General features: G+C 71.3%; 21 protein-coding genes. 10 read left to right on the top strand and 11 right to left on the bottom strand.

Annotation, left to right across the window (positions count from 1 at the left end; all coding sequences use genetic code 11):
* Positions 1–12: 12 nt before the first annotated feature.
* On the bottom strand, positions 13–963 hold the full coding sequence (locus tag ACIBMZ_RS15145) for an NADP-dependent oxidoreductase (protein ID WP_396693985.1): 951 nt from the start codon (positions 961–963) through the stop codon (positions 13–15).
* 90 nt (positions 964–1,053) lie between these two features.
* On the opposite strand from ACIBMZ_RS15145, the gene ACIBMZ_RS15140 reads away from it, so the two are divergent.
* Positions 1,054–1,680, top strand: coding sequence for a TetR/AcrR family transcriptional regulator (locus ACIBMZ_RS15140; RefSeq protein WP_396693983.1), 627 nt, complete (start codon positions 1,054–1,056; stop codon positions 1,678–1,680).
* A gap of 51 nt (positions 1,681–1,731) precedes the next feature.
* Here ACIBMZ_RS15140 and ACIBMZ_RS15135 read toward each other — a convergent pair whose 3' ends face one another.
* The 3 genes from ACIBMZ_RS15135 to ACIBMZ_RS15125 are packed head-to-tail and all read right to left on the bottom strand — an operon-like array spanning position 1,732 to position 5,218.
* The gene (locus ACIBMZ_RS15135; RefSeq protein WP_396693981.1) at positions 1,732–3,789 is read right to left on the bottom strand and encodes a CotH kinase family protein; all 2,058 of its coding nucleotides are present in this window, start codon (positions 3,787–3,789) and stop codon (positions 1,732–1,734) included.
* A complete protein-coding gene (locus ACIBMZ_RS15130) occupies positions 3,780–4,616 on the bottom strand; it encodes a polyphosphate polymerase domain-containing protein (protein ID WP_396693979.1) in 837 nt (278 codons plus the stop codon). The genes ACIBMZ_RS15135 and ACIBMZ_RS15130 overlap by 10 nt, the downstream gene beginning before the upstream one ends.
* On the bottom strand, positions 4,613–5,218 hold the full coding sequence (locus tag ACIBMZ_RS15125) for a DUF4956 domain-containing protein (RefSeq protein ID WP_396693977.1): 606 nt from the start codon (positions 5,216–5,218) through the stop codon (positions 4,613–4,615). The genes ACIBMZ_RS15130 and ACIBMZ_RS15125 overlap by 4 nt, the downstream gene beginning before the upstream one ends.
* A gap of 721 nt (positions 5,219–5,939) precedes the next feature.
* Between ACIBMZ_RS15125 and ACIBMZ_RS15120 the strand changes: the two genes are divergently transcribed.
* Positions 5,940–7,292 carry an endo-1,4-beta-xylanase gene (locus tag ACIBMZ_RS15120; RefSeq protein WP_396693975.1) on the top strand — a complete coding sequence of 451 codons (1,353 nt, stop codon included), beginning with the start codon at positions 5,940–5,942 and terminating at the stop codon, positions 7,290–7,292.
* An 80-nt stretch (positions 7,293–7,372) separates the two neighbouring features.
* On the opposite strand, the gene ACIBMZ_RS15115 is transcribed toward ACIBMZ_RS15120, so the two are convergent.
* Both ACIBMZ_RS15115 and ACIBMZ_RS15110 read right to left on the bottom strand, forming a co-directional pair.
* Complete coding sequence (locus ACIBMZ_RS15115) at positions 7,373–8,929, bottom strand: glycoside hydrolase family 43 protein (protein ID WP_396693973.1); 1,557 nt, start codon at positions 8,927–8,929, stop codon at positions 7,373–7,375.
* 75 nt (positions 8,930–9,004) lie between these two features.
* A complete protein-coding gene (locus ACIBMZ_RS15110) occupies positions 9,005–9,853 on the bottom strand; it encodes an SDR family NAD(P)-dependent oxidoreductase (RefSeq protein WP_396693971.1) in 849 nt (282 codons plus the stop codon).
* Positions 9,854–10,141: 288 nt separating this feature from the next.
* On the opposite strand from ACIBMZ_RS15110, the gene ACIBMZ_RS15105 reads away from it, so the two are divergent.
* Positions 10,142–11,521 (top strand): glycosyl hydrolase family 18 protein, encoded by a 1,380-nt coding sequence (locus ACIBMZ_RS15105; RefSeq protein ID WP_396693969.1) that lies wholly within the window; start codon positions 10,142–10,144, stop codon positions 11,519–11,521.
* Between the two features lie 76 nt (positions 11,522–11,597).
* On the opposite strand, the gene ACIBMZ_RS15100 is transcribed toward ACIBMZ_RS15105, so the two are convergent.
* Entirely contained in the window at positions 11,598–12,374 is a 777-nt protein-coding gene (locus ACIBMZ_RS15100) for an IclR family transcriptional regulator (RefSeq protein WP_396693968.1), read from the bottom strand.
* A 46-nt stretch (positions 12,375–12,420) separates the two neighbouring features.
* Between ACIBMZ_RS15100 and eda the strand changes: the two genes are divergently transcribed.
* On the top strand, positions 12,421–13,080 hold the full coding sequence (eda, locus tag ACIBMZ_RS15095; protein ID WP_396693966.1) for a bifunctional 4-hydroxy-2-oxoglutarate aldolase/2-dehydro-3-deoxy-phosphogluconate aldolase: 660 nt from the start codon (positions 12,421–12,423) through the stop codon (positions 13,078–13,080).
* Between the two features lie 67 nt (positions 13,081–13,147).
* Positions 13,148–14,251 (top strand): sugar kinase, encoded by a 1,104-nt coding sequence (locus ACIBMZ_RS15090; protein WP_396693964.1) that lies wholly within the window; start codon positions 13,148–13,150, stop codon positions 14,249–14,251.
* Between the two features lie 22 nt (positions 14,252–14,273).
* Here the strand turns inward: ACIBMZ_RS15090 and ACIBMZ_RS15085 are convergent, their stop codons facing one another.
* Positions 14,274–14,564, bottom strand: a complete 291-nt coding sequence (locus ACIBMZ_RS15085; protein ID WP_396693962.1) for a hypothetical protein — start codon at positions 14,562–14,564, stop codon at positions 14,274–14,276.
* A gap of 75 nt (positions 14,565–14,639) precedes the next feature.
* On the opposite strand from ACIBMZ_RS15085, the gene ACIBMZ_RS15080 reads away from it, so the two are divergent.
* The 3 genes from ACIBMZ_RS15080 (at position 14,640) to ACIBMZ_RS15070 (ending at position 16,299) form a co-directional block, all read left to right on the top strand.
* Entirely contained in the window at positions 14,640–15,137 is a 498-nt protein-coding gene (locus tag ACIBMZ_RS15080) for a DinB family protein (protein ID WP_396693960.1), read from the top strand.
* 39 nt (positions 15,138–15,176) lie between these two features.
* Positions 15,177–15,383 carry a hypothetical protein gene (locus tag ACIBMZ_RS15075; RefSeq protein WP_396693958.1) on the top strand — a complete coding sequence of 69 codons (207 nt, stop codon included), beginning with the start codon at positions 15,177–15,179 and terminating at the stop codon, positions 15,381–15,383.
* Positions 15,384–15,447: 64 nt separating this feature from the next.
* Positions 15,448–16,299 carry a DUF4253 domain-containing protein gene (locus ACIBMZ_RS15070; protein WP_396693956.1) on the top strand — a complete coding sequence of 284 codons (852 nt, stop codon included), beginning with the start codon at positions 15,448–15,450 and terminating at the stop codon, positions 16,297–16,299.
* Positions 16,300–16,311: 12 nt separating this feature from the next.
* Here the strand turns inward: ACIBMZ_RS15070 and ACIBMZ_RS15065 are convergent, their stop codons facing one another.
* From ACIBMZ_RS15065 to ACIBMZ_RS15055, 3 genes are all read right to left on the bottom strand, one after another.
* Positions 16,312–17,163, bottom strand: a complete 852-nt coding sequence (locus tag ACIBMZ_RS15065) for an endonuclease/exonuclease/phosphatase family protein (RefSeq protein ID WP_396693954.1) — start codon at positions 17,161–17,163, stop codon at positions 16,312–16,314.
* A 148-nt stretch (positions 17,164–17,311) separates the two neighbouring features.
* On the bottom strand, positions 17,312–19,654 hold the full coding sequence (locus ACIBMZ_RS15060) for an AbfB domain-containing protein (RefSeq protein ID WP_396693952.1): 2,343 nt from the start codon (positions 19,652–19,654) through the stop codon (positions 17,312–17,314).
* A gap of 140 nt (positions 19,655–19,794) precedes the next feature.
* Positions 19,795–21,180, bottom strand: a complete 1,386-nt coding sequence (locus tag ACIBMZ_RS15055) for a short-chain fatty acyl-CoA regulator family protein (RefSeq protein WP_396693950.1) — start codon at positions 21,178–21,180, stop codon at positions 19,795–19,797.
* Positions 21,181–21,394: 214 nt separating this feature from the next.
* On the opposite strand from ACIBMZ_RS15055, the gene aceA reads away from it, so the two are divergent.
* Positions 21,395–22,675, top strand: coding sequence for an isocitrate lyase (gene aceA, locus ACIBMZ_RS15050; protein ID WP_396693948.1), 1,281 nt, complete (start codon positions 21,395–21,397; stop codon positions 22,673–22,675).
* On the top strand, positions 22,672–24,285 hold the full coding sequence (aceB, locus tag ACIBMZ_RS15045; protein WP_396693946.1) for a malate synthase A: 1,614 nt from the start codon (positions 22,672–22,674) through the stop codon (positions 24,283–24,285). Before aceA ends, aceB begins: the two co-directional genes overlap by 4 nt.
* Positions 24,286–24,296 lie beyond the last annotated feature (11 nt).

The raw sequence follows: 24,296 nt of genomic DNA, 5'->3' as shown, positions 1-24,296 counted from the left end.
CCCGGCGTCGACTCACACGGTCAGCACGAGCTTGCCGAGGGTGTGCCGGCCGACGAAGTCGGTGAGCGCGCGTACGCCCTCGGCGAGTGGGTACCGGCGGCCGACGGTCGGCGTGAGGGCGGCGACCTCGCGCATCCCGCCGAACCGGCCCTCCACGTCGAGCACCAAATCGAAGCGCACGTCACGGCGGTCGAGGAAGGCCGGATCCGGCTGGGGAAAGGTGATCGTGTAGAGCCGTCCACCGGGCCGCAGCGCCCGTCCGACTCGCTGGAGGCGGTCGCTGGGCAACACCAGGTTGAACGCCAGGTCGACCTGGTCGGGGTACTCGTCGGCGTAGTCGATGACCTCGGTGGCGCCCTTCGCCCGCAGCAGGTCCGCGTCCGGCGGGCGGCCGGTGGCGATCACCGTGGTGCCGGTGAGTCTGGGCAGCAGGGTGGTGCCCACGCCGCCGCTGGCCCCGACGACCAGGACGGTCTCCCCGGGCTGCGGTGCCGCGGTGGCGAGCAGGGCCTGGACGGTGAGGCCGACGGTCGGCAGCGCAGCGGCCTCGGCGACGTCCAGCGCCGCGGGCCGGTGCGCGATGAACGGCGTGTCCGCCTCGAAGACGGCGTACTCGGCGAGGGTGCCGGTGGTCAGGCTGGGCCGTCCGGCGTCGACCATCGCCCGTAGCGCCCGGGGCACGGCGTGCCCGAACACCTCGTCGCCCACGTGGTACGCCTCGACGCCCGCGCCGACCTCGCTGACCTCGCTGACCGTACCGGCGAAGTCGTTGCCGAGGACGTGCGGGAAGGCCAGCTCGGCGGCGTCCCGAAAGTCACCGGCGGGAAGCCGTACGTCCATCGGGTTGATCGAGGCGGCGGCGATCCGTACCTGGACCTGCCCTGGCCCCGGCCGGGGGATCGGCATGTCGGCGACGGTGAGGTGTCCGGGTGGCCCGTATCCGGTGGCGACGACGGCTTTCATGATCCCCCCGTTCGGCAGGCCGGTCCAAAGCGGACCGTGCGGTCAGGTTAGCGATAAACGGACCGTGTGGTCAACTTGTAGGCTGGGCCGGTGACCGCCTCGATCCGACCGCTCCGCGCCGACGCCGCGCGCAACCGGGCGTCGTTGCTGGCCGCGGCAGAGGCGGAGTTCGCCGAGCGCGGCCCGGACGCTTCGGTGGCCGACATCGCCCGGCGGGCCGGCGTCGGTAAGGGCACGGTGTTCCGCCACTTCCCGACCAAGGACGATCTGCTCGCGGCGGTGGTGCTCGACCGGATCGACGGGCTCGCCGAGTTGGCGCGGCGGCTCGGGGACGCTTCCGACGCCGGTGCCGCACTCCTGGAGTTCCTGGACGCCGCGGCGAGTCGGCAGCAGCAGTTGGACCTGTCGTTCCTGCGTGAGTCCGGCACGCTCAACGACCACCTCGCCGAAGCCCGAGGACGCCTCTTCGTGGAGATCACCGCCCTGGTCGAACGCGCGCAGGCGGCGGGCGCGGTCCGGCACGACGTCACCGGGACGGACGTGATCCTGCTGATGTGCGCGCCGAGCCACGTCGTCAGCTTCGTGCCGCAGGCGTCACCGGAGCTGTGGCGACGTTATCTGGCGATCATCTTCGACGGGCTCGGGCCGAACGGTGCCCGGCCACTGCCCCAACCGCCGCCGGACCCGGTCTCGGGGGAACTCCACCACCCGCGCTGACCGGTACGTCCCTGGCACCGGGCCGGGACCCGGTGCCAGGGACGCCTGCACTCAGCTCGCCGTGCAGGTCGGTGTCGGCGCGCTGGGCGTGCCGGTGGTGGAGCCGAGGAAGCCGAAGGTGGTGCTGGCCCCGGCGGCCAGCGTGCCGTTGTAGCTGACGTTGCGCGCGGTGACCGCCGCGCCCTGGCTGGTGACGGTCGCGTTCCACGCCTGGCTGACCGTCTGACCACCGGCGAACGTCCAGGTCACCGTCCAGCCGCTGATCGCCCGGTTGCCGGCCGTGACCCGCACCTCGCCCTGGAAACCGCCGGTCCACTGGCTGGTCACCGTGTACGTGGCGGTGCAGCCACCACCACTCGGCGGGGGAGTGGTCGGGGGCGGCGTGGTCGGCGGGGGAGTCGTCGGCGGGGGCGTGGTGGTGCCACCCCAACCGGCGGTCGAGTCGAGCCAGGCCGCCCGGCGCAGCATCCAGTCCCGCATGACCTGCACCTGGCCCTGCCAGGTGGGGGCGGTCGGCGTGACGAAGAAGCTGACCATCCGGCTGGTCAGGTTGGGCCAGCGCTGGAAGTTGCGCTGGGCGCCGTTGGCCAGGGGGGCGCTCAGGGTGTTGATCCGGGCCTGCAACGACGCGTCGGAGAGCAGCCCCCGGCGAAGGGTCTGCCAGCGCTGCCGCACCTCGTTGACGAAGGCCGGATCGCGTAGCAACTGGGTGAACCAGTCGTTCGCCACCGGTTGGCGGACCTGCTGGTGCTGCCACCCGGCGGTCTGGTCGTTGGCGAAGAATCCGCCCACGCTGAAGCTCAGGTCGTAGTCCCAGAGCGGACCGGCGAAGATCTTCGTGTCCCGGTCCTTGTAGAAGTAGGCGCTGCGGACGTACGAGTCCATCTCGCGGCTGAGTTCGTTGAGGATGAGTTGGTCGATGAAGGAGCCCACGTCGATGTACGCCCGGTAGCCGCTGACCGGGTCGGCGAAGTTCGGCGCGCGCAGCACGTTGTGGAACTCCTGGATGTGGTCGCGCAACCAGTCCCGTTGCTCCGGCTGCAACGGCGACGGGTCGGCCACCTCCAGATAGTTCCAGCAGCTCGCGGCCGGACCGGTGCACGGCAGGATCGGTTCCTCGGCGGCCATCCACTCGAACTTCCAGATGTAGCCGCCGGTGATCCTCGGCAGCGTCCGGTCGTCGGCGCGCAACTGCTTGAGGTCGAGCCGGTTCTTGGAGTTCTTGATCGTCTCGACGATCATGTAGACGCCCATGTAGTCGTCGGCCCCGACCGGCCCGGCGTCGGTGTTCAGATAGAACTCGGCGAAGGCGTAGCGCGGGGCGGGCAGCCCCATCTCGCGACCGAGGTCGTAGACGAACGCCTCCCGGATCAGCGCCTTGTCGGTGAACGGCCCGCGCAGCACCCAGTCCGAGTCGGCGGGCATGCCGAGCACCGGGTAGTCCGCGTCGTCGTCATCGTTGTCCCAGAATTCGAGGCGGAACGGCGTCTTCTCGAACGTGGCCGAGGACTGGCCGCGAAGGCGGAACCCGGCCCGGGTGGCCACGGTGGGCGCGGCGGCCAGCGAGGTGGTGCCACCGCGCGGCTCGAAGATCATGGTGGCGGCGTCGAAGTACTCCCGGTCCGGCCGCCCGGCGCCGTACGAGTCGATGAGGACCACCGGCAAGTCGTGGGCGGTGGTGGTGTTCTGGGCGACGTACATGGCGGTGCCCGGCGCGCCGGAGGCGGTCTGCCCGACGAACGCCTGGGCCCGCAGTTGGGTGGTCCGGGTGAAGCGCAGCCCGCTGCCCGAGTAGAGCGGCGACTGTGCGGTGGGCAGGTTCCCGTCGGTGGTGTAGCGGATCTGCGCGCCGCTGACGGTGGTGCTCAACGCCACCGTCACCGCGCCCTGGAAGGTGCCGCTGGGCACCGAGAAGCCGATGTCGCCGACCAGGTCGTCGGCCGCGACGGTGGCCGCCGCCTCGGCGGCGCTGGAGATGGCGGCGTCGGCGATCGGCTCGGCGCCGGCGGGTGACGGTGAGGGGGCGAGCAACCCGGCGACCAGTACGGCGACGGCTGCGATCGCGGCGGTGCGCAGTGGTGCCGCCGCGGTGCGGACGGTCAGACGCACGATGCCTCCTGAACGGATCGGTGGGGGGTGATGGTCGGTGCGGTGCCCACCGGTGCGAAGCCGCCCTGGAAGTGCCGCCGCAGCGTGCGTCGCCACGGTGAGTCCGGCAGGTCCGGACGGAGGGCGGCCAGACCGGTGGCGTACTTGGAGATGCGGACCGGACGCAGCCCGGCGCGCCAGAGCAGCCGGTCCGCCTGCGTGGCGGCGGAGCCGGTCTTGGTCTCGACCACCGCCAGGTCGGGCAATCGCAGGACGAGGTCGCCGTCCTGCCAGGTCAGGCCGGTGTCGACGGTGACCCGGCTGGCGGTGGCCGGTAGCAGCAGCGTGGTACGCCGGTAGCCGGTGACCAGGACCGGCTCCAGGCTGCTGCCGGCGGTGGCGGGCGCGACCGCCTCGCGGACCAGCGCCTCGTCCACGAACGCGCGGCCCGGGTCGACGGTGGCCCGGTCCTGCGGGAGGTACGGCAGCCGGTGCTTGGTGATGTTGCCGCGTGCCCCGCTGATCTTGACTTCCAGCCAGCACTGGGCGGAGTCCAGGTAGGTGCGGGTCCGCACCTTGAACCGTCGCCGTCGCCGGTAGGCCGCGCAGTGGTAGCTGGCCAACAGCGGGGTGTCGAAGTAGACCGACTCGTAGCGGAAGCTGCGCGCCCCGTCGATCTCCAACACCTGCGCGTACGCGGTGAGCCGGTCCAGCAGGTCGGGCAGTGCGTGGACCGGCACGACGTACTTGCGGTCCACCCTGGTCTGGAGGGCCGCCTGCCCGAGGACGTCGGCGAGACCGACCGGGGTCATCGCCGAGACGACCGGGATGACGGACGCCCCGCTCACCGCTGGGCTCCCGCCGGTGCGGCGGTGCCGGCCGGGGACACGGCGCTGGCCCGGCCCTTCACCGAGTACCGGACGTCCACCACGGTGGTCTCGTTGACCAGGTCGAGCCGTTGCACGGTGACCACGTGCACCCGGCCGCCGAGGAGCTGTTCGAGTTGCGCGACGAGCGCGAGATGGTCGGTGACGGCCGAGTCGAGCACCAGGATCTGGTGCCGGTAGTGGCGTAGCAACCGGGGATGGTCGCCGAGGAACATCACCACCAGGATGAGACCCATCAGCCCGGCGCTGAGCCAGAGCTGGGTGGTGCTCAGCGCGCCGAGGATGCCCAGGGCCAGCGCCGAGAAGTAGTACGCGACCTCGTGCTGGTCCAGCTCGGTCGAGCGCAGCCGGATGATGGACAGGACGCCGAACAGGGCCAGGCCCAGCCCGAGTCCGGCACCGACGTTGCTGGCGCTCAGGGCACTGGCCACCGCCAGGACGCCGACGTTGACGCCCAGATAGGCGACGACGAGATCGCGGCGGCGGTGCCGGGGGAAGTAGAGCCCGAAGACGAGCAGGGCCACCGCGCCGATGTCGATCGCGAACAGGATGAGCTGCGACATCTCGTACGTTCCTCCTGGATCGCCACCGCGTCGGCCGGCGACCGGCCACGACACCTCCGACGCGTCGTGCAGGGCCAGCCGAACGCCTCTGAAATTTCCGGTGAACTTGCCGGAAGTAGTTCGGGAATATTAGACCGCGATATCGAAGCGGGTCAATAACTCTCCGTGTCTTCCCCGGTTGCGGTCGGCGAGCGGTGTCTGCTGTCGATCGACCGCAGTGGCGCGTCGGCGCTGGTCAGTGGTGCCGCCGTGGGTGGGTGCCGCCGTGGGTGGCGTGGTCCGGGTGGGTGATGGTCGTCGTCCGCCGACGGCTCACCGGGCGTGCTGCGGGGGCGTCGCTGCTGGTCGGGCCGTTGCCCACGGTGACGGGAGATCGACGGGTGGCCGCGCGGGCGCGACCGGAATCCTACGGTGTGTCCGATGTGGCGTCTCGATCTCCGGAAGTTTCAGTCGCCGGGCCCGCCGGCCCCTCTCCGTCGCTCCGTGCAGGGCCGGAAGGGTGTGTGGGGCCCGGCGGGTCGGCCTTGGACACGCCGAGCCGTCATCGGAACTTGCGGAAAACTTCCGGAAACCATTGACGGGCGTGAAACCCCGCTGAAATACTCCCGTCCAGTAAGGCCGATGCGGTCCCTTTGTCAGGGATCGCGGGCATCATCCCTATCCCGCGCGTCCGGATTCCTGCTGCCCACCGTCGGGCCACCGGACCCGGAAGGAGCATGAGATGAGCAACGACTCTTCCCCCGCACCCAAGCGGCCGAGACGACTGCGGGCGGCCCTCGTGCTGTCCGCCGTCGGCATGCTGGCCGTGGCAGGTGCCGTGGTGTTGCCGGGCAACGCCAGCGCGGCGAGCACCCTGGGTGCCTCGGCCGCCGAACGCGGCCGCTACTTCGGCACCGCCGTCGCGGTGAACCGGCTCAACGACTCGGCGTACACGACCATCCTGAACCGCGAGTTCAACCAGGTCACCGCCGAGAACGAGATGAAGATCGACGCGCTCCAGCCCAACCAGGGCCAGTTCAACTACGCCAACGGCGACCGGCTCGTCCAGCACGCGCTCAGCCGTGGCATGCAGGTCCGCGGCCACACCCTGGCCTGGCACTCGCAGCAGCCGAGCTGGATGCAGAACATGTCCGGCACCACACTGCGCAACGCCATGCTCAACCACGTGACCCAGGTGGCCACCCACTACCGGGGCCAGATCGCCTGGTGGGACGTGGTGAACGAGGCGTTCCAGGACGGGTCGAGCGGGGCCCGCCGCGACTCCAACCTCCAGCGCACCGGCAACGACTGGATCGAGGCCGCCTTCCGCGCGGCCCGCCAGGCGGACCCGAACGCGCAGCTCTGTTACAACGACTACAACATCGACAACTGGAACGACGCCAAGACCCAGGCCGTCTACCGGATGGTCCAGGACTTCAAGAACCGGGGCGTACCGATCGACTGCGTCGGCCTCCAGTCGCACTTCACCGGCGGCTCGAACTACCCGAGCAACTACCGGACCACGCTGTCCAGCTTCGCCGCCCTCGGTGTCGACGTGCACATCACCGAGCTGGACATCCGCAACGCGCCGACCGACGCGTACCGCAACGTGGTCAACGACTGCCTCGCCGTGGCGCGCTGCAAGGGCATCACCGTCTGGGGCATCCGGGACTCCGACTCGTGGCGTTCCAACGAGAGCCCGCTGCTGTTCGACGGCAACGGCAACAAGAAGGCCGCCTACGACGCCGTGCTCACCGCGTTGAACAACGGCAGCCCCGGCGGCGGCGACCCGACGTCCCCGCCGACCACCCCGGCGCCGGGCGGCTGCACCGCGACGATCACCCCGGGTCAGGTCTGGGGCGACCGCTACAACACCTCGGTCACGGTCAGCGGTGCCAGCACCTGGTCGGTGGTCGTCGCGATCACCTCGCCGCAGCGTGTCTCCGCCACCTGGAGCGGCAACCCCACCTGGGACAGCAGCGGCAACGTGATGACGATGCGTTCCAACGGCAGCGGCAACACGTTCGGCTTCACCACCATGACGAACGGCAACTCCTCGGCCCGTCCGCAGATCCGGTCCTGCTCCGTCGGCTGACGCCGAGCCGCACGGCCGACCTCCACCACCACGCGAGCGCCCGTCCCCGAGACCCGGGGGCGGGCGCTCGCCCGTGCGGGTCAGGCGTGACCGGTCGGGCGGTAGTCGAACCAGTCGAAGGCCGCGCTGCCCTCGGTCACATAGAGGCCGAACACCCGACCGGTGAAGCCGGCGGCGACCTCGGTGGACAGGTAACGCCCGTCGAGTTCGGCGAGTACGACCGGCCCCTGCTCGGTCAGCACCGCGAAGCCGACCGTGTCGCAGGCGGCGGCGCGTACGCCGAACGGCGCACCGGCGGCGGTGACCTGGTCGGCGGCGGTCACGGTCGGCGGGAGCAGGTCGTCGGTCCGGGTGGCGACGGTCAGGGTCACCGGACCGGCGGGCACCGGCCGCTCACCGAAGACCTGACGGAACGGCCCGACCCGGCCGACCACCCGGACCAGACCGTCACCGACCTCGATGTCGTAGTGGTGGGCCTCGTCGATGCGTACCGTCAACCCGGCCCGACCCGCGCCGGGGTCGACCCGCACGGCGGCGCGGCAGTCGTGGTGCTGCTGACGGCGGGCCATCATGGTGACGCCGGCCCGGTCCAGGGTCGTACCGGCGGCCCGCAGGGTGAGCCAGCCGGGCCGCTCGGTCAGCGACCAGGCGTCCGCCGGTCGGTCACGCAGCGAGATCCACTCCGGCGCGAGCACGGCGGCGTCGAAGTCGTCCCGGTACGCGGCCGGTCCGGGCGGCGCGGCCAGGGCGGGCGGACTGCCGGCCGGCGCGACGGTCACCTCCTGCACCGGATCGACCACCGGCCAGTCGTCCTCCCAGCGCACCGGCACCAGGAAGGTCTCCCGTCCGAGCACGTGGTAGGGCGGCCACTGCCCCTTGGCCCGGATGCCGAGCAGCACCATCCACCAACTACCGTCGGTCGCCTGCACCAGGTCGGCGTGCCCGGTCGCCTGCACCGGGTGACCGGTGCTGCGGTGGGTGAGGAACGGGTTGCCCGGGGCGGGCTCGAACGGGCCCCGGACGCTGCGCGAGCGGGCGACGGAGACGGCGTGCCCGGTGTGCGTACCGCCCTCGGAGACCAGCAGATACCACCACTCGCCGATGCGGTAGAGGTGCGGCGCCTCCGGGTACTGCCCGCCGCTGCCGGACCACATCGGGACCGGTCCTTCGAGGACCTTGCCCCCCTCGGGGTCGATCCGATAGGACGCCACCCCGGACAGGGTCAGCCAGCAGTCGCCGTCGTCGTCCCAGGCCAGCGAGGGGTCGATGTGTGGCAGGTCGAAGTAGACCGGGTCGGACCAGGGCCCGGCCGGATCGGTGGCGGTGACGATCAGGTGCCGGCCGATGCTGACGTTGGTGGTGACCATCCAGAACCGGCCGTCGTGGTAACGGATGGTCGGCGCGAAGACACCGCCCGAGGCGTGCGCGTCCGGAGGCAGGTCGAGCTGGCTGCGGCGGTCCAGCACGTTGCCGATCTGCCGCCAGGTGACCAGGTCCCGGCTGTGGAAGACGGGTACGCCGGGGAAGTACTCGAAGCTGGAACAGACCAGGTAGTAGTCTTCGCCGGCCCGACAGACACTGGGGTCGGGGTGGAATCCGGCGACGACGGGATTGCGGAACGTGGGGGCAGCGGACACCTCGGGGTCACCCTTCGTCGTCTGGGCGAATCAGCCATCCCGGTCGATGTTATGCGTCGCCGGGTGGCCCACCCGTCACTCCGGGAGGTGGCCCCGCAGCAACTCCACGGTGCGCTCGTAGAGCCGGTCCTGGACCTCCGGGTCGACGGACTGCGGATGGGGTCTGCCGGGGACCCGCTCGTCGTAGTAGGTGCCGTTGTCCTCGCGCTGCGCGGCGACCCGCACGATGGTCTCGGCGGCCTGCTCCGGGCGCTGTCCCTGGACCGGGAACATCGCGTGCAGCAGGCCGGTCGAGATCACGCCCGGGTGCAGACTGACCACGTCCAGCGAGGGTGACGGCCGGTTCCGGGCGAGCCATCCGGTGTACGTGACCAGGGCGAGCTTGGCGTGTGCGTACGCGACCGACGGGGTGTACGCCTGCCGGCTCAGGTCGAGGTCGTCCAGGTGCAACGTGGCCGAGTGGTGGGTGGCGGAGACGATGTTGACGATCCGTCCCCGGTCGTGGCCCACGACCAGGTCGATCAGGTCGGTGGTGAGCAGGAACGGTGCCAGGTAGTCGACCTGGAAGGTGATCTCGTTCCCGGCGTCGCTGAGCGTGCGGGTGGCCGGCGCGGGGCGGCCGGCGTTGTTGATCAGCACGTCGATCGGGTCGACCTTGACGCGGATCCGTTCGGCCAGCCGGGTGACCTCGGCGAGGTCGTGGTAGTCGGCCGCCACGTACGTCAGCTCGGCACCCCGGCGTTGCCGGGACCGCACCTGGTCGAGCAGGTCGGCGACCTGGCTCTCCGGCTCCGGCCCGTGCAGGACGAGACTGCCGGGCCGGTCGGCGATGGCCAGCGCGGTGGCACGGCCGATCCCGCTCGTCGCACCGGTCAGCACGACGGCGGCGTCCCGCAGTGCGTCGGCGTGCTGTGCTGTCGGCACGACCTGCTCCCGTCGTCGAGCCACGCCGTGTACGGCGTTCACCGGCGGCATCGGTGATGAACCTAGCGGCTGTCGCCGGGACGGTGGTGTGCTTGGCGAGTTTCGCTCCCGGTCGGCCGACTTTCGGCGCCACCATCGAAAGGTGTCATTGACCTAAACGGTTAACACTCTTTAAGATTCTGCTGCCTCGAGGAAACCACCCTGTCCACCCGTACGCTCGTCCGGCGCCCACGACCACCGGCGCCGGGCGGCGGCACGGCGCCGTGATCCGTACCGGGAAGGCCCTCGATGTCCGCACCACGTCCCCGCCCCCGTTCGGCCCTGGCCGCCGGCCTGCTCGCCCTGGTCACCGCCGGAGCGACTCTCGCCGTCACCCCGACCGCCGCGCACGCCGTGGTCCTGCCGAACAACTTCAAGAGCGTCGGCTACATGCCCTCCTGGACCGGCAACGTCAACTCGGTCCAGTACGGCAAGCTCACCCACATCAACTACGCGTTCGTGCTGCCCAACAGCAACGGCACCCTGCGGCCGGTGGAGAACCCGAGCAAGCTCTCCTCGCTGGTGTCGCTGGCCCGGGCCAACAACGTCAAGGTCTCCATCGCCGTCGGCGGCTGGAACGACGGCGACGACAGCGCCTTCGAGGCCCTCGCCGCCAACGCCGGCACCCGCACCACGTTCGTCAACAGCCTGGTCTCCTTCGTCAACCAGTACGGCCTCGACGGCGTCGACATGGACTGGGAGTACCCGGACCCGGGCGCCTCGGCCGCGAACTACGCGCTGCTCATGCAGCAACTCGGCAACGCGCTGCGCCCGCAGGGCAAGCTGCTGACCGCCGCCGTGGTCGCCGAGGGCTACTACCGCGACGGCGTGCCCACCTCGGTCTTCAACCACGTCGACTTCCTCAACATCATGGCGTACGACGGCGGCAGCCCACACGCCAACTACGACTGGTCGATCAACGCGGTGAACGGGTGGAAGGCGCGCGGACTGCCGGCCGCCAAGGCCGTCCTCGGCGTGCCCTTCTACAGCCGACCCGGCTACTACACCTACACCCAGCTCGTCGGCATGGATCCGGCCAACGCCAACCGGGACTGCACCACGGTAGGCGGCGTCCAGCAGTGCTACAACGGCATCCCGACCGTCAAGCGCAAGACCCAGTGGGCGATGGCGAACGCGGGCGGCATGATGAACTGGGAGCTGACCCAGGACACCACCGGCTCGACCTCGCTGGTCAGCGCGATCTACGACACCGTCATGGGTGGTGGCACCCCGCCGCCGACCGGCCGGACCGGCCCGATCACCGGCATCGCCGGCAAGTGCGTGGACGTGGCCGCGGCCAGCTCCGCCAACGGCACGGCCGTGCAGCTCTACACGTGCAACGGCACGAATGCGCAGAGTTGGACGGTGGCCTCCGGCGGCACCCTGCGGGCGCTCGGCAAGTGCCTCGACGTGACCAGTGCGGGCACCGCCAACGGCACGCCCGTCCAGCTCTGGGACTGCAACGGCACCACCGCCCAGGTCTGGCAGGCCCAGTCCAACGGCACGCTGCGTAACCCGGCTTCCAACAGGTGCCTGGACGCCACCGGTAACAGCTCCGCCGACGGCACCCGGTTGCAGATCTGGGACTGCTTCGGCGGCGCCAACCAGGTCTGGCGGCTGCCGGCCTGACCAGCGCCGACGTTCGGCACCGGCCGGGCTGACCGGCGTCGAAGGGCTCGGGGCGGCATCGCCGCCCCGAGCCCCGCTACGCGACCACCATGCTGCGGGCCTGGGTGAGACCACCGACCATCTCCCGCAGCGCCGCGACGATCGACGACTCGATCTCCGGCCGCAACCGGGAGACCGGAACGGAGATGCTCACCGCGTCCACCGCCGGGGACGACAGCGGGACGGCCATCGCGAAGCAGACGATGCCCTCGGCGTTCTCCTCCCGGTCCACCGCGTGCCCGACTTTCCGGACGTCGGCCAGCGCCGAGTGCAGGGCCTCTCGGTCGCAGACGGTGTGTGGGGTGAGGCGGGGCAGCGGCCAGGTCAGCATCGTGTCGACCGCCTGCTCCGGGTGCCCGGCCAGCAGGGCCTTGCCGAGGGCGGTGGCGTGCGCCGGCAACCGTCGGCCGATCGCGCTGTAGAGCCGCAGCCGGTGTACCGACTCCCGCTTGGCCAGGTAGACCACCTGGTCGCCGTCGAGCCGACCGAGGTGGACGGCCTCGCCGAACCGGCGGGACAGTTCGTCGAGGACGCTGCCGAGCAGACCGACCCGGTCGTCCCCGTCGAGATAGGCGGCGCCGACCCGCAGGGCCCGCAGACCGAGCCGGAACCGGGTGCCGGTGTCGTCGGTCTGTACCCAGCCGCGACTGGTCAGCGTGCGCAGCAGCCCGTGCAGGCTGCTCTTGGGGATGCCGAGGGCGCGTGCCAGGTCGCCCAGGGCCCAGGAGCGCGGCTGGTCGGCGAGCAGTTCGAGCAGGTCGAGGGTGCGCCCGGCCGACTTGACGGGCTGGAACTCCTCTGGCGCGGTGGGCACCGGCCCACTCTAGCGAAGCCGGTACGCCTCCAGTAAGGTCACGTACGTGACTATCGTTCAAGGATCTGAACAACCTGATCGAGGATCTGGACAGCCTGATGTCGGACGGGTGCTGCCGGTGGTGGTCCTCGAGGAGGCTCGGCACGCCGATCCACTCGCCTCGGCTCTGGTGCAGGGCGGTCTGTCGGCGATCGAGGTGACGCTGCGTACCGCCGCCGGGCTGGACGCGATCAAGGCGGTGGCCGGGCGCGGAGACTTGACGGTCGGTGCCGGCACGGTGCTCACCGCCGAGCAGGCCGAGCGGGCGGTCACCGCCGGTGCCCGGTTCGTGGTGACCCCCGGTTTCGCGCCCGCCGTGGTGCGTTTCTGCCAGGAGGCGGGCGTGCCGGTCTTTCCCGGCGTGGCCACCGCGACCGAGATCCAGATGGCTCTCGACGCCGGCCTGAACGTGGTCAAGTTCTTCCCCGCCCAACTACTGGGCGGCGCGCCGATGATCAAGGCGCTGGCGGCGCCGTTCCGCGACGTCCGGTTCATCCCCACCGGCGGCATCACGCCCGCCGTGATCGACGAGTACCTGGCCCTGCCCGCCGTGCTGGCCGTCGGTGCGACCTGGATGGTGGCGTCGGACCTGGTCGCCGGTGAGCGGTGGGACGAGATCACCGACCGGACCGCTGCGGCGGTGGCGGCGGCGGGAGGTCGGGCATGAGCGAGCGAATCATCGGGTTCAGTGCGGCGGGACCTCGTGGCGGCACGCGGCGGAACGGAGTGACGGCATGAGCGAGTTGACCCCTCGGCCGAAGGACGAGTGCCGGTACGACCTGGTCTCGCTCGGCGAGGTCATGCTGCGGCTCGATCCCGGTGAGGGCCGGGTCCGCACCGCGCGTCAGTTCCGGGCCTGGGAGGGCGGTGGCGAGTACAACGTCGCCCGGGGTCTGCGCCGCTGCTTCGGTCTGCGGACGGCGGTGGTCACCGCGTTCGCCCAGAACGAGGTCGGCCGACTGCTGGAGGACCTGATCCTGCAGGGCGGCGTGGACACCAGCTTCGTCACCTGGCTGCCCTACGACGGCATCGGCCGCAGCGTCCGCAACGGACTGAACTTCACCGAGCGCGGATTCGGCGTCCGCGGGGCGGTCGGCACCTCCGACCGGGGCCACTCCGCCGCCAGCCAACTCAAGCCGGACGACGTCGACTGGGACCACCTCTTCGGCACGCTCGGGGTGCGGTGGCTGCACACCGGCGGGATCTACGCCGCGCTGTCCGAGACGGCCGCCGAAACCGCCGAGGCCGCGATGGCCGCCGCCCGCCGGCACGGCACGATCGTCTCCTACGACCTGAACTACCGGCCCAGCCTCTGGAAGGCGGTGGGCGGCCAGGACCGCGCCCGCGAGGTCAACCGTCGGCTCGCCGCCCTGGTCGACGTGATGATCGGCAACGAGGAGGACTTCACCGCCTGCCTCGGCTTCGAGGTGCCGGACACCGACATCCACAGCGGCGCGCTGGACACCGGCAACTTCAAGACGATGATCGAGTCGGTCGTCCGGGAGTACCCGAACTTCAAGGTCGTGGCGACCACGCTGCGCGGTGTGCACAGCGCGACGGTCAACGACTGGGGTGCGGTGGCGTGGGCGAACGGCGCGTTCGCCGAGGCGACCCACCGGCCCGGCCTGGAGATCATGGACCGGGTCGGTGGTGGCGACAGCTTCGCCTCCGGGCTGATCTACGGCCTGCTGGAACGCGACGGCGACCTGGCCCAGGCCGTGGAGTACGGCGCCGCGCACGGCGCCCTGGCGATGACCACCCCCGGCGACACGTCGATGGCCAACCTCGCCGAGGTGGAGGCACTGGTGCGCGGAGCCGGCGCCCGCGTGCAACGCTGACCTGCGACCGGCCGGGTCGGGACTATCCGATCCGGCCGGTCAGCACGCAGACGCGGACGTGCTCGCGGAACCGGGTGGCCGGGCCCAGCGCGTCGCGGATCATCGTGGACAGCTCCGTCCGCTGCTCCTCCGGGGGCAGGGCGTCGACCGGGAAGCTGGAGTAGACGCCGCCGAGAAGAGCGTCCAGGTCGATCTCGTCGGTGTATTCGACCACGGTCTCGGTGACGTGGTAACCGTGCCGGGCGAGTGCGTCAGCGTACCGGCGTCGGCTGTCGGTGTCGGTGGTCGGACCGGCCGCGACCGGCCAAGGCATTCTGCTGACGGCAGCACGCGGCGAGGATCCGCCGACCTGTTTGCCCCGCCGTCACGGTGTTGACATGCTTCACTCATGTCATCACCGTCCGTGCCCGACTTCGAGCGGGTCATCGACGCGCCACTGCGGGAGCAGTTCGAGGTCTTCGTCGACCAGCACCGCGCCGAGCTCCAGCACTGTCTCGACGGGCTGACCGAGGAGCAGGCGCGTCGATCGTTGGTGCCGTCCCGGACGACCCTGCTGGGTCTGGTCAAGCACGCGACCTTCGTGGAGAAGGTCTGGTTCGACGAGGCGGTGACGCGCCGGTCGCGTGCCGAGATCGGCATCCCGGCCACGCCGGACGAGTCGTTCCTGCTCGACGACGGTGACACCGTCGCCGGCGTCCAGGAGGCACACCGGCAGGCGTGTGCGGCGTCCCGTCGCGCCACCGCCCCGCTGGGGCTGGACGACCTGCTACACGGCAACCGACGCGGCCCGATCCCGCTGCGCTGGGTTTACCTGCACGTGCTGCGCGAGCTGGCCGAGCACTGCGGTCACGCCGACATCCTGCGCGAGCAGATCCTGGCCGACTGACGGCGGGAGCGGTGCGTCGTACCGGAAGGGGCGTGTCGGTTGACCGAGCCGGTGACTCCGGCGGCCGTGACGGCGCTGCGGGAGGCCCGCCGCGTGGTGATCTTCACCGGGGGTGCCACGGTGATCCAGGTCGACCCGGCGGCGACGCCGCTGGACGCGGTCGCCGACGGGAACCTGCGCGGCTCTGCCGCCCGGGTGCTGCCCGCACTGGTCCGGGCCGCGTGGGGCACCGGCGCACCGGGATGACACGGGTCGGAGCGACCGGCTCGTCGGCCGGAGTTGTCGGTGTCGGCGACTATCCTCACGCCTCGTGACCTCGCAGTTGAACGACCTTCCCACCGACCTGACCGAGCTGTTCGCCGACGCGCAGTCGCGCCGCCGCACCCTGCCCGTGTCGCTTCCGCGAGGCCGGACGGTCCGCAGCGAGGAGGCTCCCGACGAGCGTCCCGCGCTGTGGCTCAGCGACGGCCCGGCCCCGTCCGGACTGTGGCCGGAGCTGCACGCGGCGCACGCGACGTCGGGGCTGTGGCCGCTGCTCCTCGACCACCTGCACGGCGATCCGGACCGCCCCTGGTCCGACGGCGAGCTGTGGCCGGCGAGCAGTTCCGACCCGGCGGAGCACGACCCCGAGCGGCTGCTGGCCGGATGGTGGTCAAACCACACCACCAACTACGAGGGTGGTGAGCCGACCAGCCGGCAGCTCGCCGTCATCGCGCCGTACGGCCAGGACTGGCCCGGTCTGGCCGCACCGGCGTCGCCCCGGGTGGCGCCGCAGGAGCACGCCGACCACTGGGCCGAGCAGTTGTCGCTGGCCCAGCCCGACATGCGGCTCGGTCTGGTCGCCGCCGAGCGGGGCAGCGACGCGCTGGCCGTCGTCGGCTGGCAGGGGCCGGTCAACTACACCAACGACGCCGGCCGACTCTCCGCGGTGCTGCGCAGTTGGGAGGACCGGTTCGGGGTGCGCGTGATCGGCCTCGGCTTCGCCGAGCTGTACCTGTCGGTCGCCGCCCCGCCGACGACCGTCGAGGAGGCGCTGCCGATCGCGGCCGAGCATTTCGCCTTCTGCCCGGACAACATCTGGCAGGGGCAGAGCCCGTGCACGCTCGCGGGTTACGCGGACCGCATCGTCAACGCCCCGACCTGGGCGTTCTGGTGGGACTGACTGCCGCGGCCGTCAGGCGGCGGGGTGTTCGGCCCGCTCGGTGGTGAGGGTGACCAGGAACGCCGCGTGGTCGGTCGTGCCGCGCATGCCGATCGACCTGCTGGAGGTGACCGTCAGGTCCGGGGTGGCCATGAACTGCTGCACCCCGCCGTCGTGCAGGTGCTGGTAGTCGGCGGGTACGCAGGACCGCACGTCGGGCGTGCCGCCGTGCCGCAGGTTGAGGTCACCGCTGACCACGGTGGGCTGGTAGCCGGCACCGGCGTGCAGCTCGGGCACGGCCACCCCGAGCAGGTGCCCGCACTGGGCCAGCGCCAGCGTCGAGCTGGTGTACGCCAGGTGCGTGGTGCACGCGTAGAACACGGTGCTGGCGTCCACGCAGAGCCAGGCGCGCTGCTCGGGGTCGGCCGGGTCCTGCGCCGGGAAGACCCCCCGGTGCAGCTCGTGCCCCCGGTACGGGTCGGCGATGTGGGTCACCAGGCCGACGCCGTACTGCTGGCCGTTGACGCAGCGGTAGGGCTCTCCGGTGCGACCGTTGCGGGCGGGCTGGAAGGCCGCGACCACGGTGCCGGAGTGCACCCCGGTCATGGCGCGCTCCAACGCGTCCACGTCACCGGAGCAGATCTCGTTGAGCGTGACGATGTCCGGGCGTTCGGCGCGGATCACCTCGGCGGCCTGGTCCACCGCCCGCCCGGTGTAGCAGCCGGTGGCCATGCCGCTGTTGCAGAGGTTCATCTGGAGCACTCGCAGCGGGGTGGGCGTGGTGGGCGGGGCGGTCGCCGTGCAGCCGGCCAGCAGCGCGGCGGCCGACAGCAGGCCGAGGGCGGCGCGCAGCGGACGGGGGACGCGGAAGCGACGACGAGCCAATGCACCTGTCCTGGACGTGCGGAGGGGTGGCAAGTGTATCGGCAGCTCCGTCGCGGTCGTGACGCTGCGCGACCGGCATGATCGGGGCGGGTGGCCGCGCCGGTGGTCCGGACCGGTCGGTCCGGACCACCGGGTCGCGGACGGCGGGTCAGGGCGCCCAGGGACTCGCGACCTGCCAGGTGCTGTCCACCGCCCAGAGCGCGGGCGACTGGTACGCGGCACCACCCGCGCCGTTGCTCAACCACACCTGCGAGTCGTAGTGGCGCAGGAAGGACCCCCGATAGTTGTACGACTCCAGCGACACGCCGCTGCCGGTGAGCCCGGTACGGGCGCACCAGGTGGCGTCCGCGCGCATCAGCGCGGATCCGTCGTCGGGCGAGTTGCGTACCCGGGAGTCGGCGTGGCGAAGGTACTGCCCCGGGTAGTTCACCGACTCGAAGGAGTAGCAGCTCCCATCGGCCAGGCCCGTCCGGATCGTGTACGTGGCGTCCTGTTTGAGCAGCGCCGCGCTGCCCTCGGTGACGATCTCGGTGTACGCCAGCCCGTTCTGGTGCCGCAGGTACCGCCCGGTGTGCCCGGGCGTGGTCACCTGCAACGAGCGGCGGGCGCCCACCGGCAGCGCGACCGGTTGCCGGGGCGTGATCGACCGGGACGCGTCGATCAGGGCGCGGTTGGCGGCGCGTACCCGGGCCTCGTCCATCTTGACCACCCGGCGGTCGTAGGTGAGGAAGCCGTTCAGCTCGCCCTCCAGATCGATGATCTCGGTGTAGACCGAGGCGCTGAGACCGGTGCCGACCATCAGGTTCCGGGTGCCCTCCACCAGTCCGACGTACCGGTCGGTCAGCGCCGTCGAGGTGGGCTGCCACTCGTACGCGAAGAAGCCGCCGCTGGGGCTGTACTCGTGCCCGGGTACCCGCAGTCCGAGGCCGCCGAACTCGCCGAGCACCGCGATCCGGGAGGCGGACGGCGCGGGGGAGGCGGGCCCGAGATAGACGTGCCAGTCGTCGATGTCGCCGTTGCCCGGGTCGCCGAGCGACTGGCAGCAGTTGTAGCCGCTGTGCGTGTTGACCAGCCGGGTCGGGTCCTGGTTCTTGACGTTCTGACCGACCCGTCGGGTGTCGGCGAGCGCCCGTTCACCCCAACCCTCGTTGTAGACCGTGTAGGCGACCACCGCCGGGCTGCTGCGGTGCTCGTCGACGATCTCCCGGGCCTCCGCCTCGAACTGGGCCTGCTGGGCGTCGGTCGCGTCGACCTCCTGCGCGGTCAGCGACGGGATGTCCTGCCAGACCAGCAGGCCGAGGCGGTCGGCGTGATAGAACCACCGCTGCGGTTCGACCTTGATGTGCTTGCGCACCATGTTGAACCCGAGGTCCTTGTGTTTCCGCAGGTCGAAGGCGAGGGCTTCGTCGGTGGGCGCGGTGTAGAGGCCGTCCGGCCAGTAGCCCTGGTCGAGAGTGCCGGCCTGGAAGACGAACTCGCCGTTGAGCAGCGGACGCAGCACACCGCCGACCATCCGGGTGGTGATCTCCCGCATGCCGAAGTAGTGGGTGGTCCGGTCCACCGGCGCACCGGCGGCGTTGCGCAACGTGATCCGCAGGTCGTACAGGAACGGGTCGTCGGGGGACCAGCGGCGGGCGTTCGGCACCGGCACGGTGAACTCGGTGAAACCGCCGGTGGCGGTGCCGACCACGGTGCCGCCGGTCAGGGCCTCGGCGAGCACGCGGTGGCCGGTGACGGTGCCGCGGGTGTGCACCCGCACCCGCAGCGTGTCGTCGGCGAGGTTCGGGTACGTGTCGACCCGGCTGATCGAGGCGGCGGGCACGGGTTCCAGCCAGACGGTCTGCCAGATGCCGGAGACCGGCGTGTAGAAGATGCCGTTCGGTGTCCTGGTCTGCTTGCCGATCGGCGGAAGGCTGCCGTTCTGCCGACTGTCGGTGGGGTCCCAGACCTTGACCACGATCTCGTTCTGGCCGGTGCGCAACTGCGGCGTGACGTCGAAGCTGAACGCGTCGTAGCCGCCGCTGTGGGTGCCGACCCGGGTGCCGTTGACCCAGACCGTGGCCTGCCAGTCCACCGCGCCGAAGTGCAGCAGGACGCGGCGGCCCGACCAGTCGGCCGGCACCGTGACGGTGCGGCGGTAGTGCAGATGGTGACGGTTGTCGGCGGCGGCGCGCTGCACCCCGGACAGGGCGCTCTCCACCGGGAACGGCACGTTGACCCGCTCCGGCAGGTCGACGCCGAACTGCGGGGCGTCGTCGGTGGCGGACTGGCGCAGTTGCCACTCGCCGTTGAGGTTGAGCCAGTCGGGTCGGGTCATCTGCGGTCGCGGGTACTCCGGCAGCGGCGTGCCGACCAGCGCCTGGCTGGTCCAGGGGGTGGTGAGCGGGGGCGTCTTCGGCGGCACGGCCCGGGCGGGGGGGACCGGTGTGAGCAGCGCGGCCAGCACGACGAGTACGGCCAGGGGGGACAGGACGCGAGCGTGACGTGTCATGCGGTCTCCGATGTGGACGGCCCGTCGGTGGGGCGGCGTGGTGGTGGCCCCGCGCGACGGGGGTGGGCGGATCACATCGACATCAACCACCATCTATAGCAGGCCGTCGGCGGGTCGGGCTACGCGCGCCGGTGCCGGGTTCAGTCCCGCAGCGGGTACGGAATGAACGTGCTGCGGTTCTCGTCCAGGTCCAGGTGCCGGCTGATCGGCGGGGCGGCCCGCTGCGGGCAGCTCATCCGCTCGCAGGTCTTGCAGCCGGGCCCGATCGGGATGGCCGCCTCGGCCGCGTGCAGGTCCATCCCGGTGGAGTAGACCAACCGCCCGGCGTGCCGCGTCTCGCAGCCCAGCCCGATCGCGTACACCTTGCCGGGTTGGCCGTAGCCGCCGTGGTGGCGGGTGATGGTGCGGGCGATCCAGAGGTAGCGCTGCCCGTCGGGCATCGCGGCGACCTGGGTGACCACCCGTCCGGGCGCGCCGAACGCCTCGTAGACGTTCCACAGCGGGCAGGTGCCGCCGGTGCGGGAGAACGGGAAACCGGTGGCGGACTGCCGTTTGGACATGTTGCCGGCCCGGTCCACCCGGACGAAGGAGAACGGCACGCCGCGCGCCCGGGGGCGTTGCAGGGTGCTGAGGCGGTGGCAGACCGTCTCCCAGCCGAGGGCGTAGTGCTGGGTCAGCAGGTCGATGTCGTAGCGGCGCTGCTCGGCGGCGGCCAGGAAGTGCTCGTACGGCAGCAGCAGCGCCGCCGCGAAGTAGTTTGCCAGGCCGACCCGGGTGAGGATCTGGGTCTGCACGTCGTCGAAGTTCTCCGACTCGACGATCTCGTCGATCACGTCGGCGAACTCCAGCAACGCGATCTGCGCGGCCATCCGCATCGCCTCCTGCCCGCCCCGCAGTGAGGTGGACAGGTGCAGCGTGCGGGTCTGCGGGCGGTAGCGGTGCAGGTCGCCGCCGAGCGAGCCGGGCTCCTCGCGGGTGACGCGTACCCCGTGTCGCTGCGCCAACCGGTCGCGCAGCAGGACGCGCACCTCGCCCCGGCGCAACGCCATCCGGGCGGCCAGTCGCTCGGCCTCCTCGTCCAGGTCCGGCACGTAGTTCTGCCGGCGGTAGAAGAACTCGGTCACCTGGTCGTGCGGGCTGCGCCCGATCCGCTCCCGGTCACCGACCAGCTCGGCGAGCTGCTCGTCGACCTGCTGGTAGCGCCGGTGCAGGTCGATGACGGCGGCGGCGACGTCGGGCAGCCGGGTGGCGAGTTCGGTGAGTTCGGTGATCCCGGCCCGGGCGGGCAGGGCCTCGCGCAGCCCGGCGACCAGGCGCGGGGTGTCGTGCGCGGCGAACACGGTCGGGTCGACACCGAACAGCTCGGTGATCCGCAGCAGCACCGGCACGGTCAACGGGCGGGTGTCGTGCTCGATCTGGTTCAGGTAGCTCGGGGAGATGCCGAGGTGCCGGGCCAGCTCCGTCTGGCTGATCCCACGCTCCTCGCGCAGCCGGCGCAGGCGAGCGCCGGCGAAGGTCTTGGTCATCGCCGCACCTCCCGATCGGCGGACTGGGTCGGGCCACATTAGCACTGCTGCGAATAGGTGCTTTCGCAACTTTGCAAAATCGCTCTCCGGCTTTTCAATAATTGGCTGTTTCCGTCTCTCGACCGGCCCCGACAAGCCGTGTGACCGTCTGTGGCACATCGGTGAACGGCGTCGCCGTCGACGCGCCGACAGGTCAATCGGAAACCCGAAGGGGATGAATACGATGCTTTCCGCGGTCGAGCAGTTGCAGCACGAATGGGAGACCAACCCGCGTTGGCGCGGAGTACGGCGCAGCTACCGCGCCGAGGACGTCATCCGGTTGCGCGGCGCCATCCAGGAGGAGCACACCCTGGCCCGGCACGGCGCCAACCGGCTGTGGCGGCTGCTCACCAGCGAGGACTACGTCCACGCGCTGGGCGCGCTCACCGGCAACCAGGCGGTGCAGATGGTCCGGGCCGGACTCAAGGCGATCTACCTGTCCGGCTGGCAGGTGGCCGCCGACGCCAACCTGGCCGGACACACCTATCCGGACCAGAGCCTCTACCCGGCCAACTCGGTGCCGGCGGTGGTGCGCAGGATCAACAACGCCCTGCTGCGGGCCGCCCAGATCACCACCGCCGAGGGCGACACCTCGGGCATCGACTGGCTGGCCCCGATCGTCGCCGACGCCGAGGCCGGTTTCGGTGGCGTGCTCAACGCGTACGAGCTGATGAGCGCCATGATCGCGGCCGGCGCGGCCGGGGTGCACTGGGAGGACCAACTCGCCGCCGAGAAGAAGTGCGGCCACCTCGGCGGGAAGGTGCTCATCCCCACCGGGCAGCACATCCGTACGCTGGAGGCAGCCCGCCTCGCCGCCGACGTGGCCGGGGTGCCGACCGTGGTGGTGGCCCGTACCGACGCGCAGGCGGCCACGCTGCTCACCACCGACGTGGACGAGCGGGACCGCCCCTTCGTCACCGGCGAGCGCACCCCGGAGGGCTTCTACCGGGTCCGCAACGGCATCGAGCCGTGCATCGCCCGAGGGCTCGCGTACGCCCCGCACTCCGACCTGATCTGGATGGAGACCAGCACGCCGGACCTGGAGGTCGCCCGCCGCTTCGCCGAGGCGGTCAAGGACGAGTACCCGGACCAGTTGCTCGCCTACAACTGCTCACCCTCGTTCAACTGGCGCAAGCACCTCGACGACGCCACCATCGCCAAGTTCCAGCGCGAACTCGGCCACATGGGATACCGGTTCCAGTTCATCACGCTGGCCGGCTTCCACGCGCTGAACTACTCGATGTTCGACCTGGCCCGGGGCTACGCCGCCGAGGGGATGCCGGCGTACGTGTCGCTCCAGGAGCGGGAGTTCGCGGCCGAGTCGGCCGGCTACACCGCGGTCAAGCACCAGCGCGAGGTGGGCACCGGCTACTTCGACCTGATCAGCACGGTGCTCAACCCGGCCGCCGAGACCACCGCGCTGCGCGGGTCGACCGAGGAGGAGCAGTTCGCATGAGATACGAGATCATCGGCCCGGTGGCGGAGCGCTTCGCCGAGGTGCTCACCCCCGAGGCGTTGGAGTTCCTGGTCACGCTGGACAGCGAGTTCGCCGCCCGCCGGGTGGCGCTGCTGGACACCCGGCGGGCCCGCCGGGACCGGTTCGCCACCGGCCAGTTGCCCGACTTCCTGCCGGAGACCATCGGCGTCCGCGCCGATCCGAGCTGGCGCGTGGCGCCACCCGCCCCCGGGCTGGAGGACCGGCGGGTCGAGATCACCGGCCCGCCGGACCGCAAGATGACGATCAACGCGCTGAACTCCGGTGCCCGGGTCTGGCTCGCCGACTTCGAGGACGCCACGGCCCCCACCTGGGACAACGTCATCCGGGGACAGCTCAACCTGATGGACGCCCTGGACCGGCGGATCGACTTCACCGACGCGCGCGGCAAGCGATACGCCCTCGGCGACGACCTGGCCACCATCGTGGTCCGCCCGCGCGGCTGGCACCTGGTGGAGAAGGGGATCGTGGTGGACGGGCGGCCGATCTCGGCCAGCCTGGTCGACTTCGGGCTCTACCTCTTCCACTGCGCCCGGCGGCAACTCGCGGCCGGTGCGGGACCGTACTTCTATCTGCCGAAGCTGGAGGACCACCGCGAGGCGCGGCTGTGGAACGACATCTTCGTCTTCGCCCAGCACTACCTGCGGCTGCCGCAGGGCACGATCCGGGCGACCACCCTGATCGAGACGATCACCGCCGCCTTCGAGATGGAGGAGATCCTCTACGAGTTGCGGGACCACTCGGCGGGGCTGAACGCCGGCCGGTGGGACTACATCTTCAGCATCATCAAGAACTTCGGGCAGTGGCCGGACTTCGTCCTGCCGGACCGCGCCGAGGTGACGATGACCGTGCCGTTCATGCGCGCGTACACCGAGCTGCTGGTGCGGACCTGTCACCGGCGCGGGGCGCACGCGATCGGCGGAATGGCCGCGTTCGTGCCCAGCCGGGACCCGGAGGTCAACGAGACGGCGCTGAGCCGGGTGCGGGCCGACAAGCAACGGGAGGCCGCCGCCGGTTTCGACGGCTCCTGGGTCGCCCACCCCGGCCTGGTGCCGACGTGCCGCGAGGTCTTCGACGCGGTGCTCGGCGAACGCCCGCACCAACTCGACCGGCAGCGCGACGACGTCGAGGTCACCGCCGCCGACCTGCTCGCCGTGGACAAGACCCCCGGCCGGGTCACCGAGTCCGGGCTACGGTCCAACATCGCGGTGGCGCTGCACTACGTCGACGCCTGGCTCGCCGGGGCCGGTGCGGTGGCGCTGTGGAACCTGATGGAGGACGCGGCGACCGCCGAGATCGCCCGCTGCCAGGTCTGGCAGTGGCTGCACCACGGCACACCGCTGGCCGGTGGCGGCAGCGTGACCCACGACCGGGTCCGGACCATCCTCGCCGAGGAGTCGGCCGCCCTGGTCGCGGGGCGCGGCGACGCCGCCGGGCGCGAGCGCGCCGGGCACGCGGCGCGCATCGTCGAGGAAACCGCGCTCGGCGAGGACCTGCCGGCCTTCTTCACCACCGGCGCGTACGCCCGACACCTCAGCCCGGTGCGCCCTGCGACGCCGGTCGCCGCCTGAGTCACCTCCGC

This window comes from Micromonospora sp. NPDC049900 (genome assembly GCF_044461025.1).
Lineage (GTDB): Bacteria > Actinomycetota > Actinomycetes > Mycobacteriales > Micromonosporaceae > Micromonospora.
Note: the sequence above shows the minus strand (reverse complement) of the source record. Positions and strands in the feature narration are given on the sequence as shown.

Coding starts and splice junctions, on each gene's coding strand:
- ACIBMZ_RS15145 (WP_396693985.1), bottom strand. CDS start 963: ATGAAAGCCGTCGTCGCCACCGGATACGGGCCACCCGGACACCTCACC.
- ACIBMZ_RS15125 (WP_396693977.1), bottom strand. CDS start 5,218: ATGTCGCAGCTCATCCTGTTCGCGATCGACATCGGCGCGGTGGCCCTG.
- ACIBMZ_RS15120 (WP_396693975.1), top strand. CDS start 5,940: ATGAGCAACGACTCTTCCCCCGCACCCAAGCGGCCGAGACGACTGCGG.
- ACIBMZ_RS15105 (WP_396693969.1), top strand. CDS start 10,142: ATGTCCGCACCACGTCCCCGCCCCCGTTCGGCCCTGGCCGCCGGCCTG.
- ACIBMZ_RS15090 (WP_396693964.1), top strand. CDS start 13,148: ATGAGCGAGTTGACCCCTCGGCCGAAGGACGAGTGCCGGTACGACCTG.
- ACIBMZ_RS15085 (WP_396693962.1), bottom strand. CDS start 14,564: ATGCCTTGGCCGGTCGCGGCCGGTCCGACCACCGACACCGACAGCCGA.
- ACIBMZ_RS15080 (WP_396693960.1), top strand. CDS start 14,640: ATGTCATCACCGTCCGTGCCCGACTTCGAGCGGGTCATCGACGCGCCA.
- ACIBMZ_RS15060 (WP_396693952.1), bottom strand. CDS start 19,654: ATGACACGTCACGCTCGCGTCCTGTCCCCCCTGGCCGTACTCGTCGTG.
- ACIBMZ_RS15055 (WP_396693950.1), bottom strand. CDS start 21,180: ATGACCAAGACCTTCGCCGGCGCTCGCCTGCGCCGGCTGCGCGAGGAG.
- aceA (WP_396693948.1), top strand. CDS start 21,395: ATGAATACGATGCTTTCCGCGGTCGAGCAGTTGCAGCACGAATGGGAG.
- aceB (WP_396693946.1), top strand. CDS start 22,672: ATGAGATACGAGATCATCGGCCCGGTGGCGGAGCGCTTCGCCGAGGTG.